Here is a 10,762-nt window from a genome sequence, read left to right on the forward strand (position 1 = left end):
CTCCCGCCTCGCCCCCACCTCGCCGTCAACGGCTCCCGGAGCGCTGCCTAGTCTGTGCGCATGGTGGTCTACGCCCCGGCGGCGCTCCTTTTCCTCGTCTTCTGTGTGAGCGTGCTGCGCGAGCGCCGCAAGTTCAGCAACGCCGTCATCCTCGGGCTCGCCGCGCTCTGTGCGCTGGCCGGCCTGCTGTACCGGCTGGTCGACTCCGGCTCGGCCTCCGCGCCCGTCGTGCTGTGGTCGCTGCTGGGCCTGGGGGCGGTGGCGGTGCTCGTACTGACGGGCTTTCTGTTCCTCAACGGCGTACGCATGCTGCGCAAGGAGGGCCGGAGTCCGGCGAATCTGCTCTCCCTGCTGGCCGCCCTGGCCATCCTCGCCGTCCTCGCCCTGCTCGCCACCGCCGCCGCCCTGCGGACACCGCTGCTGATCGGCGCGGCGACGGCGGCCGGCGGGCTGGCGCTCTACTTCTCGTTCCTGTTCCTGTGCTTCGTCTGTTACGCGTTCCTCTACGGGCGGCTGCGCGTGCGCCGCAAGGCCGACTTCGTGGTCGTCCTGGGCTCGGGGCTCGTCGGCGGCTCCACCGTGCCGCCGCTGCTGGCGAGCCGGCTGAAGCGCGGGCGGGAGGTGCACGCACGGCTCTCCCGGCGCGGCGGGTCCCCCGTGCTCATCACCTCGGGCGGACAGGGACCCGACGAGGACCTGCCGGAATCCCACGCCATGGCCGACCACCTGGTGGCCGAGGGCTTTCCGGCACACCTCATCGAGCGGGAGGACCGGTCGACGAACACCGAGGAGAACCTGCGGTTCAGCAAGGCGATCATGGAGGAGGCCAAGCCCGGCTACCGGTGCGTCGTCGTCACGAACAACTACCACGCCTTCCGCGCCGCCCTCACCGCCCGGCGGGTCCGGATCCGGGGACAGGTGGTGGGCTCCCCCACCGCCGCCTACTTCTGGCCCAACGCGACGCTCCGCGAGTTCACCGCGATCCTCGTGGACTACCGGCGGAGCAACGCGGCGATGTGCGTGATCATCATCCTCGGCGGGGTGGCCGCCTGGTACGCGGCCTAGTGTCCGGCGCTGGAAACCCCCCGGAGGTTGATCGAGCTGCCAGGGCCGTCGGCCATCGGCCTTGTCAGAGCCACCTGGCACCATGATCGGCGTGACTATGACAACTGAGCCTGAAGAGAATGAAGTTGCCGGTGCCCCGACCACGCCGGAGGAATGGCGTGTCTTTCTGGAGCGGTACGGCGAGCTGTACGTGAAGGTCCGTGCCGACGACGAAGAGCTGGTCGACCTGCTGGACGAGGATCAGCTGGAGGCTCTGGACCAGGACGAGCGGGTTGAGCCGTGGCTGGGCGAAACCCCTGCCCGGGAGGAAGCTCTGGCGGCGTCCGAGGAGCGGCTCGGAGTGCGGTTCCCACCCGGCCTGCGGGGATTCTTCCTGGTGAGCGACGGGTGGAAGCGCCTCGACGGCTGGGTGGACGGCGTCCATCCGTGCGATCGCGTCGTGTGGATGCGGGACAGCGAGGCCGGCGGACGCGTGACCGAGATCTACGCCTCCATACCCGGCAACGAGGAAGTCGTGGAGTTGTTCCGCCGGTCCATCGAGATCGCCCGGGGAGAGGACTTCTGGCTGCTCGATCCGACCGACGTCGGGCCGGACGGCGAGTGGGCCGCCTACGAGTTCACACCGAAGTACGGCGACACCACGGAGTACCCCGGCTTCTCAGCGCTGTTCCACTCCGGGTACGCGAGCATGGAGGAGGACGAGGAGGACGACAACTGAGTCGGCCCGTCGGCCCCGCGGGAATCGTGTGCGACATGCCCTGATGGCGTGGCCAGGAGCGGATCGGCTCCGTGCCTCGGCCCTCGCACGTCGGCCCGCCCCGGGCCGTCCGGGGACCGGGGCCCCCTCAGCCGGTGCCCGGACCCCGGGCCCCGGCTGAGGGGATCCGCCGGAACCCGGGGCGTCGCGGGAAGATCTGGATGCTCAGAACCCGCCGCCGTCGAAGCCGCCCCCGCCGAAGCCTCCGCCGTCGCCGAAACCGCCGCCTCCGCCGAAGCCCGAGGCGTCGAAGTCGGAGCCGGAGACGTCGCCGCCGCCCCAGTCGCCTCCACCGCCGCCGCCGAAGTCACCGCCGCCGTACTCGGAGGCGTACGCCGGGGTGGCGAGCATCGAGCCGAGCATGGTGCCGACCAGGAGGCCGGGGAGCAGGCCGCCGCCGAAGTAGCCGCCGGCCCAGGGGCCGTACGCCGGGCCCGCTTCCCAGTACGGGCGGCGGTTGCCGTCGCCGACGTCGACCGTACGGCTCATGGGGTCCTCGCCCCGGGTGAGCCGCGCCTCGTCCGCGCCGCAGACCGGGACCTCGCGGGACGCGCCGCCGGACGGGGTCCAGAGCACGTCGGCGACCGAGGGGCCGTGGCGCGGGTCGAAGAAGCACGGCGGGCGGCGGGCCGGGATCTCCGCGCCGGTGCGTCGGGCCTCCAGGACCGCGAGGGAGTAGCGGCCGTCCTCCAGGGACTGGGTGACGCCGCGGACGTCCGAGGGGTGCGTGGCCTTGTCCATCTTCGTCTTGGCGCTCTCGTAGGAGTCCAGGGCCCGTTCGTAGTCGGCGCGCATGGTGTCGTCCGCGCCCTTCTCGGCGGGGTGGAAGTCCAGGCGTTCCAGGGTTTCGCCGTAGGCGGTGATGTCCTCGTCGACGACGACCCGGAGCTTGTCGAGCGCGGCGCGCTCCTCTTCCTCCTTGCGGCGCTTGTTGCGGCGGGAGATCGCGAACGCGCCCGCGCCGCCCGCCGCGACCAGCGCGCCGAGTGTGATCAGCCCGCCGACCGGTGCTCCGGACTCGTCCGCCGCGCCTCCGCCGGACCAGGAGGCGGGCGCGCTGCCCCGGGTCTGTTCGACGGCGCGGTCGACGAAGGCGTTGAGCTGGGTGTCGGCGTCGCCGGCGGTGGTGGGGTTCTCCACGGCGGCGGTGAGGTTGTCGACCGCTCGGGTGGGCATGACCTGCGGGTCAGCGCCCGCGTCGAAGCCGTCGCCGAGGCGTATCGCGTAGACGCCGGTGATGCCGGTGTCGCTGCGCAGGGTCTGGAGGAGGCCTTCCTCGGGGAAGGCCGGGGTATCGGGGAGGACGGCCACGAACACCGGCTTGTCGGCGTCCGTGATCTTGTTCTCCAGGGCCTTCTCGTCAGCGACGGAGAGCTGATCGCGAGCGCCCGGGTCCACGTAGACCGGGTCGTCGCGCAGGGCCTGGGCGGCGTCCTGGATGGTCGCGGCGGGCGCGGCCGACGCGGGGGAGGTCAGGGCGAGAGCAGCCGCTGCGAAGATGAGCAGCAGGCCCGCCAGCAGCGCGGGGAAGAGCCTTTTCCTCATACTTAACGCTACTCCAGACGGGCGACGAACGCCGCCGCCCGTCCGGGAGCGCGTTTCCTACGCTGCTCGGTACGCCGTGCGCAGCCTGCCCACCGCACCGGTCAGATCACCGGTGAGCAGCAGGTGGTCCGCCTCCGCGAACGGCTTCGCGACCTCCTGGGTGAACGTCCCGTCGGTCTTCCCCTGGACCAGCAGCCGGGCCCGGTCCACGATCGCCCTGCCCGCCGGGGTCTTCCCCAGGTGCGCCTTCTCGGCCGCCCGGGCGGCGACGGCGAGGGCCGCGAGGGCCGGCTCGCCGCCGGCCGGGGGCTTCTTCAGGGTGGTCAGGCCCCAGCCGTAGGGGAACTGCGGGTCGTACGTCGTGTCCCCCACGTTGATCGGGAGCTGGGCCGCCGCCTTCGGCCAGGTCACCGGGAGCTGCCCGGTGAAGGCCCGCCTGCCGTAGAGGACGTCGGCGACGCCGTCGCCCTCGGAGCCCGGCAGCCAGGAGGCCACCAGTGCGGTGATCTTCGCGAGCCGGTCGCCGATGAGCTGGGGGCGGCCCGAGACGATGAGGACGGCGCACTTCATGGCGGCGCAGACCTTGTCGACCGCCGCCCGGTCGGCGGCCGTCAGTTCCAGGTCGTGCCCGTTGCCGACGTCGCCGATGCCTTCGGCGTACGGGGTCTCGCCGACGACCACCACTCCGACGTCGTGGCCGTCGGTGGCGGCGGAGGCGTCGCGCGAGTACGTGACGGACTCCGGGGTCTTCGCCGCCTTCCGCATCCCCTCCAGGATCGTGGTGCCGGTGGTGGTCTTCCCGGAGGAGCCCTGCCAGCTGATGGTCCAGCCGCCGGCCTGGTTGCCGATGTCGTCGGCGTTGGACCCGGCGACGTACACCTTCTGGGAGGGCTTGAGGGGCAGGACGGCCCCGTCGTTCTTCAGCAGCACCTGGGACCTGGCCACCGCCTCACGGGCCACCGCGCGGTGCCCGGCCGAGCCGACCTCGTCCAGGTGGGTGGTGTCCGCGTACGGCTTCTCGAAGAGACCGAGGCGGAATTTCTGGGTGAGGATGCGGGCGACGGCGTCGTCGATCCGGGCCTCGGGGACGCGGCCCGCCGCCACCTCGTCCTTCAGGGTCTTCGTGAAGTCCTGGTACGCGGTCGGGACCATGATCATGTCGAGTCCGGCGTTGACCGACGTGACGACGTCACTCGCGTAGTCGCCGGGGATCTGGTCGATGGCCTGCCAGTCGCTGATGACGAAGCCCTCGAATCCCATCCGGTCCTTGAGGACACCGTTGATCATCTCGGCGTTGGCGTGCATCTTCACCGGGCCCTTGTCGTCGCCCAGGATGTCCAGCGAGGAGTACGAGGGCATGACCGTGCCGACGCCGCGCCCGACCGACTCCTCGAACGGGGAGAGGTGAACGGCCTCCAGTTCGTCGCGGGTGACCTCGGTGACGCCCTGGTCGACCGTGTACGAGCCGGTGGTGGAGGAGCCGTACGCGGTGCCGCCGTCGCCGACGAAGTGCTTGGCACTGCCCAGCACCTTGTCGTTGCGGTGCAGGTCCTTGCCCGACGGGCTGCCCTGCATGCCCTGGATGACCGTCCCCATGGCCTCGACCAGGGCGGGGTCCTCGCCGAACGCCTCGTAGGAGCGGCCCCAGCGTTCGTCGCGGGTGACGCAGACGCAGGGGGCGAAGTCCCACGGGACGCCGGTGGCGCGCACTTCCTTCGCCGTGATCGCACCGGTCCGCTCCGCGCTCTCGGGGTCGCGGCCCGCGCCGATGCCGATGTTGTGCGGCATGATCGTCGCACCGACCACGTTGTTGTGCCCGTGCACCGCGTCCACGCCGTGGATCAGGGGGATCTGGAAGCGGGTCGTCCGGGTGCGCAGCTGGTAGGCGTCGGTCATCTTCGCCCAGGCGGCCGCCGTGTTGGGGGTGGGGACCGAGCCGCCGCCGGAGAGCAGTGAGCCGAGGCCGTAGGCGGCGATGTCGCCGGGGGCGCGGAGCGCGTTGCGCTCGGCCTGGGTCATCTGGCCGGCCTTCTCGGCGGGCGACATGCGCCCCAGGAGATCCGCGACCCGCTGCTTCACGGGCAGCTTCGCGTTCTGGTACGGGAGTCCGTGCGCGTCGATGACGACCTGCGGGTTCTCCTCGGGGGCCTTGGCTCCGGTGACGGTCAGCTCCAGCGCGATCGTCTTCGCCCCGGCGGGCTTCGGGGCCCTCGCCGTGCGGACGGTCACCTCGTGGGTGGTGCCGGAAGCGGTGCCCGCGGGGAAGGTGTGGCTGCCGGTGGCCGGGGTGTAGTCCTTCCCGGCCTCGGCCGTGCCGCCCTTCGTGGTGTACGTGACGGTGACGGGCTCCTCGGTGGGGACGGAGCCGGTGGTGGCCACGGAGAGCGCCAACTGTGCCGTTGCGCCGTTCTTGACCGGGCGGACGGCCGTGTCGGTGACCACGCTCGCGGTGGGCGCCCGGTGCGCCTTGCCGGGCGGCTCGACGGCGTCCGTGGCGAACGCCCCGGGTGCTCCGTAGGGGACGGCGAGGAGGGTGGCCAGCACGGCCGCGGCGGCGAGGGCGGCCGTCGCGGAGCTGCTCCGGCCCGTCCGGGGCCGAACGCGGGGGTGCGGTGTACGAGGCATGGGGGGGTGCTCTCTCTCCTGGTGCGGTCGGGGTTCCGGACGTGCCTATGACCGTGCTCATGAGGGATGGGCTTCGGTGCGGGGGGACGGTGCTTCGGTGCGAGGGGGAAGCGCCGGGGGACTCTCACGGCGGGTGAGGCGGATCGTGTCGCGATACCACTTGGCGCTGTCCTTGAGCGTGCGGACCTGGGTGTCGTAGTCCACCCGGACGATGCCGAACCGTTTGTCGTAGCCGTACGCCCACTCGAAGTTGTCCAGCAGCGACCAGGCGAAGTAGCCCCGGACGTCGGCCCCTCGCGCGCGGGCGGCGACGACGGCGGCGATGTGGTCGGCGAGGTAGGCCGTGCGGTCGGCGTCGGGGACGGAGCCGTCGGCGGCGACGGTGTCGTCGAAGGCGGCGCCGTTCTCCGTGATGACGGTCGGCAGCGCGTAGTCGCGCTGCAACCGCACGAGCAGGTCGGTGAGTTCGGTGGGGGTGATCTCCCAGTCCATCGCGGTACGGGGCAGGTCCCGCTCCACCACCCGGGTGACGGGGAGCCCGTCGGCCCCGGTGGCCGATCCGTCCTCGGTGACGCCGGAGAACCGCATGCCCCGGTAGAAGTTGACGCCGAGGACGTCGAGCGGGGCGGCGATGGCGGCCAGATCGCCGTCCCTGACCGGGAGTTCGATGTGCTGGGCGGCCAGGTCCGCGACGACGTCCTCGGGGTAGCGGCCGTGGACGAGCGGGTCGAGGTAGAGCCGGGCGCCCATGCCGTCGGCGCGGCGGCACGCCTCACGGTCGGCCGCGCTGTCGGTCTCGGGGGTGGCGGTGCCCAGGTTGAGGGTGATGCCCAGCTCCAGGGGGTTGCTCCCGGCCGCGTCCCGCAGCGCTCCGGCGGCCAGACCGTGGCCCAGGAGCAGGTGGTGGACGGCGCCCATGGCGTCGCCGAGGTCGCGGCGGCCGGGGGCGTGCACCCCGTAGGCGTAACCGAGCATCGCCGAGCACCAGGGCTCGTTGAGCGTGGTCCAGTGCTCGACCCGGTCGCCGAGGGCCCCGTACGCGAGGGCGGCGTACTCCGCGAAGCGCAGGGCGGTGTCCCGCGCGGGCCAGCCGCCCGCGTCCTCCAGCTCCTGCGGCAGGTCCCAGTGGTACAGGGTGATCCAGGGGGTGATGCCGCGCCCCTGGACCTCGTCGACCAGGCGTTTGTAGAAGTCGAGGCCCTTGGCGTTTGCGGGGCCCCGGCCGCCCGGCTGGATGCGGGGCCAGGCGAGCGAGAAGCGGTACGTGTCGATGCCGAGGCCCGCGATCAGCTCCACGTCCTCGGGCATCCGGTGGTAGTGGTCGCAGGCCACATCGCCCCGCTCGCCGCCCTCGACGGCCCCGGGCACTTGGCAGAAGGTGTCCCAGATGGACGGGGTGCGGCCGTCCTCGGCCACGGCTCCCTCGATCTGGTACGAGGAGGTGGCGACGCCCCAGCGGAAGTCGGCCGGGAGCCCTCGCACGGGGGCCGGACGGAGGAGTCGCTGCGGGGTGGGGGCGAGGTTCATCGGTCTCCGTACGTAGGGAGGGGAGGAGCCCAGGTCAGGTGTGCAGGTGGCAGGCGACCGCGCGGCCGGGTCCGTCGGCGGGCGGGGTCAGCATCGGGATCTGTCCGGCGCACGGCTCGAAGGCCTTGCCGCAGCGCGGGTGGAAGGCGCAGCCGGTGGGCATCGCGGAGAGGTGGGGCGGGGAGCCGGGGATGCCGGTCAGTTCGCGCCGGGGGCCGTGGAGCGCGGGGAAGGAGTGGAGCAGCCCGTCGCTGTACGGGTGCCGGGGGTCGCGGTAGATCTCCGCCGCACCCGCCTGCTCCACGATGCGGCCCCCGTACATGATCGCGATCCGGTCCGAGAATTCGATCAGGAGGGAGATGTCGTGGGTGATGAACACGACCGAGAAGTTCAGCTGTTCCCTCAACCGGACGAGTCGTCGCAGGATCTGCCGCTGCATGACGACGTCGAGCGCGGTGGTCGGCTCGTCCATGATGACGATCTCGGGTTCCAGGGCGAGCGCCATGGCGATCATCACGCGCTGGCGCATTCCGCCGGAGAGCTGGTGCGGGTAGGCGGCGAGCCGGTCGGCGGAGATGCCGACCAGGTTGAGCAACTCCTGTGCTCGTGCGGTGCGTTGGCGCTTCTTCAGTTCGGGCCGGTGGGCGGCGAGGACGTCGGTGAGCTGGCTGTGGACGGTGTGCACCGGGTTGAGGGAGTTCATCGCCCCCTGGAAGACGATGGACAGCTCCTGCCAGCGGAAGGCGCGCAGCTGGTGCGGGGCGAGGGACAGGATGTCGACGCGGTCGCCGCCGGGCCGGTGGTAGTGGACCTCTCCCCCGGTGATGACGCCGGGCGGGGACAGCAGCCGGGTCACCGCGTAGGCGAGGGTGGACTTGCCCGAGCCCGACTCGCCCGCGAGGCCGAGGACTTCGCCGCGGTGGAGGGTCAGGTCGATGTCGCGCAGGGCGTGGACGGCGTTGGCGTCGGTGCCGTAGTCGACGTTGAGTCCGCTGACGGTCAGGACCGGCTCGGCGCTCATGGGCGCGGCTCCTTGCTGCTCTGCCCGGGGTGGCCCGCACCGGGGGCCTTCCGGGCCACGGGGGTGAAGCCGACGCGCATCCTGACCTTCCGGGAGGATCCGGTGGCGGTGCGCAGGCGGGGGTTGACGAACTCGTCGATGCCGAAGTTGATGAGGGCGAGCGCGGTGCCCAGCAGGGCGATGCAGAGGCCGGCCGGGACGAACCACCACCAGGCTCCCTGGGCGAGGGCCTGGTTGGACTGGGCCCAGAAGAGCACGGTGCCCCAGTTCCAGTGGGAGATGTCGGCGACGCCGATGAAGGCGAGGGTGATCTCGGTGAGGACCGCGAAGATGACCGTGCCGACGAAACCGGAGGCGATGACGGCGGTGAGGTTCGGCAGGATCTCGAAGAGGATGATCCGGGGGGTCGACTCGCCCGTGGCGCGGGCGGCCTCCACGTAGTCGCGGCGGCGCAGCGACAGGGTCTGGGCGCGGAGGATCCTCGCCCCCCAGGCCCAGGAGGTCAGGGCGATGGCGACCGCGATGACGATGTCCCCGGTGTCGGGGACGAAGCTCGCGACGATGATGATCAGCGGGAGTCCGGGCAGCACCAGGAAGATGTTGGAGAGCGCCGAGAGGATCTCGTCGACGGCCCCGCCGAGGAATCCGGCGCTGACCCCGATGAGGACGGACAGGGCGGTCGCGATGACGGCGGCCAGCAGCCCGACGACGAGGACGCCCCGGGTGCCGACGAGGATCTGCGAGAAGACGTCCTGCCCGGTGTGCGTGGTGCCGAACCAGTGTGCGCCGGAAGGAGGTTGGAGCAGCTGGTCGCTCATCGCGTCGGGGTCGTAGGGCGCGAGCCAGGGCCCGGCGACGGCCAGCAGGACGAAGAACGCCAGCAGGATCAGGCCGGTGCGGGTCTTCCCGCCGCGCAGGAACCGGAGCCGGGCCCGGCGGGTGGGCGGCGCGGGCGGGGGTGCGCCGTCGAGGACGGCGACATCGGTGGCGGTGACGGACATGGGGCCTCAGCCCTTCCGGGTACGGGGTCGGGCGGCGCGGACGGCGGGGACGGGCACGGTCTATGCCTCCTTCCGGGTACGGGGGTCGAGGGCGGCGTAGACGAGGTCGGCCAGCAGGTTCGCGGCGAGGACGGAGAGCGTGATGATCAGGAAGACGCCCTGCATCAGGGGGTAGTCCTTGCCGCCGACCGCCTGGAGCAGCTGGAAGCCGATGCCCGGGTAGGTGAAGACCATCTCGACGAGCAGGGTGCCGCCGACGATGAAGCCGAGGGAGAGGGCGAAGCCGGAGATGTTGGGGAGCACCGCGTTGCGGGCCGCGTAGCCGAACATCACGCGCCGCTCGGACAGGCCCTTGGCCTGCGCCACCATCACGTAGTCCTCGGAGGAGACGGTGACCATCATGTTGCGCATGCCGAGGATCCAGCCGGCGACCGCGCTGAGGACGATCGTCACGCCGGGCAGGACCGCGTGGTAGAGGGCGCTGGAGATGAACGGCCAGTCGAAGGCCGGGACGAGCGCGTTGTCGTAGCCGCCGGAGTTCGGGAACAGCGACCACTTCTCGGCGAACAGGGCGATGGCGACGAGGCCGAGCCAGAAGTACGGGATGGAGGAGATGAAGGTGGTGACCGGCAGCAGGGAGTCGAGCCAGGAGCCGCGCTTCCAGCCGCTGTAGACGCCGATGCCGGTACCGAGGACGAAGCTGATCAGCGTGGTCACGCCGACCAGGGCCAGTGTCCAGGGCAGGGACTGGCCGATGACCTCGCTGACCGGGGTGGGGAAGAAGGTGAAGGAGAGGCCGAGGTCGCCGTCGAGGAGGTGGGCCCAGTAGTCGGTGTACTGCTGCCACATCGACTGCTGCTCGTCCAGGCCGAACAGGGCCTTGAGGGAGTCGATGGCCTTGGTGTCGAGCTGCCCCTGGTAGCGGCTGAGGAGGGCCTGGACGGGGTCGCCCGGCATGAGCCGGGGGATGAGGAAGTTGATGGTGATCGCGGCCCACGCGGTGACGGCGTAGAAGGCGAGGCGCTGGAGGATGTACTTCACCGGGTGGCCTCCTTCACGGCCGTGCGGTCCGCCACCGGTTCCGTGCCGTTCGCCGCCGCCCCGTCGTACAGCCAGCAGGCCGCCCACTGCCCGTCCGGCAGGTCGAAGCGCGGCGGGAGTTCGGTGCGGCAGCGTTCCATCGCCTTGGGGCAGCGGGGGTGGAAGCGGCAGCCGGCGGGC

At 71.7% G+C, this 10,762-nt stretch carries 8 protein-coding genes and 1 pseudogene; 2 read left to right on the forward strand and 7 right to left on the reverse strand.

Translation table 11 applies throughout. The annotated features are described in order from the left end of the window. The first annotated feature begins 60 nt into the window (after window positions 1-60). Together HET64_RS31015 and HET64_RS31020 are read left to right on the forward strand one after the other, a co-directional pair. Window positions 61-1,065 (forward strand): YdcF family protein, encoded by a 1,005-nt coding sequence (locus HET64_RS31015; protein WP_215110473.1) that lies wholly within the window; start codon window positions 61-63, stop codon window positions 1,063-1,065. 82 nt (window positions 1,066-1,147) lie between these two features. Continuing rightward, window positions 1,148-1,783, forward strand: coding sequence for an SMI1/KNR4 family protein (locus tag HET64_RS31020; RefSeq protein ID WP_215110474.1), 636 nt, complete (start codon window positions 1,148-1,150; stop codon window positions 1,781-1,783). Between the two features lie 204 nt (window positions 1,784-1,987). Here the strand turns inward: HET64_RS31020 and HET64_RS31025 are convergent, their stop codons facing one another. From HET64_RS31025 to HET64_RS31055, 7 genes and pseudogenes are all read right to left on the reverse strand, one after another. Next, window positions 1,988-3,367, reverse strand: coding sequence for a hypothetical protein (locus tag HET64_RS31025; protein WP_215110475.1), 1,380 nt, complete (start codon window positions 3,365-3,367; stop codon window positions 1,988-1,990). 57 nt (window positions 3,368-3,424) lie between these two features. Next, entirely contained in the window at window positions 3,425-5,992 is a 2,568-nt protein-coding gene (locus HET64_RS31030; RefSeq protein WP_215110476.1) for a glycoside hydrolase family 3 N-terminal domain-containing protein, read from the reverse strand. Window positions 5,993-6,049: 57 nt separating this feature from the next. Next, window positions 6,050-7,519 carry a GH1 family beta-glucosidase gene (locus tag HET64_RS31035; protein WP_251146128.1) on the reverse strand — a complete coding sequence of 490 codons (1,470 nt, stop codon included), beginning with the start codon at window positions 7,517-7,519 and terminating at the stop codon, window positions 6,050-6,052. A gap of 34 nt (window positions 7,520-7,553) precedes the next feature. Further along, window positions 7,554-8,540 (reverse strand): ABC transporter ATP-binding protein, encoded by a 987-nt coding sequence (locus HET64_RS31040; RefSeq protein ID WP_215110477.1) that lies wholly within the window; start codon window positions 8,538-8,540, stop codon window positions 7,554-7,556. Continuing rightward, window positions 8,537-9,541, reverse strand: a complete 1,005-nt coding sequence (locus HET64_RS31045) for an ABC transporter permease (protein WP_215110478.1) — start codon at window positions 9,539-9,541, stop codon at window positions 8,537-8,539. Before HET64_RS31045 ends, HET64_RS31040 begins: the two co-directional genes overlap by 4 nt. A 60-nt stretch (window positions 9,542-9,601) precedes the next feature. Further along, window positions 9,602-10,582, reverse strand: coding sequence for an ABC transporter permease (locus HET64_RS31050; protein ID WP_215110479.1), 981 nt, complete (start codon window positions 10,580-10,582; stop codon window positions 9,602-9,604). Then, window positions 10,579-10,762: pseudogene (locus HET64_RS31055) on the reverse strand (ABC transporter ATP-binding protein); the annotation flags it as partial. The pseudogene HET64_RS31055 and the gene HET64_RS31050, both read right to left, overlap by 4 nt.

Origin of the sequence: Streptomyces sp. McG3, from assembly GCF_018619185.1 — a bacterium.
In the GTDB taxonomy this organism is placed as follows: Bacteria; Actinomycetota; Actinomycetes; order Streptomycetales; family Streptomycetaceae; genus Streptomyces.

Excerpts from the sequence above, each read along its gene's own strand:
- HET64_RS31015 (WP_215110473.1), top strand. The coding sequence starts at position 61 with ATGGTGGTCTACGCCCCGGCGGCGCTCCTTTTCCTCGTCTTCTGTGTG.
- HET64_RS31020 (WP_215110474.1), top strand. The coding sequence starts at position 1,148 with ATGATCGGCGTGACTATGACAACTGAGCCTGAAGAGAATGAAGTTGCC.
- HET64_RS31025 (WP_215110475.1), bottom strand. The coding sequence starts at position 3,367 with ATGAGGAAAAGGCTCTTCCCCGCGCTGCTGGCGGGCCTGCTGCTCATC.
- HET64_RS31030 (WP_215110476.1), bottom strand. The coding sequence starts at position 5,992 with ATGCCTCGTACACCGCACCCCCGCGTTCGGCCCCGGACGGGCCGGAGC.
- HET64_RS31035 (WP_251146128.1), bottom strand. The coding sequence starts at position 7,519 with ATGAACCTCGCCCCCACCCCGCAGCGACTCCTCCGTCCGGCCCCCGTG.
- HET64_RS31040 (WP_215110477.1), bottom strand. The coding sequence starts at position 8,540 with ATGAGCGCCGAGCCGGTCCTGACCGTCAGCGGACTCAACGTCGACTAC.
- HET64_RS31045 (WP_215110478.1), bottom strand. The coding sequence starts at position 9,541 with ATGTCCGTCACCGCCACCGATGTCGCCGTCCTCGACGGCGCACCCCCG.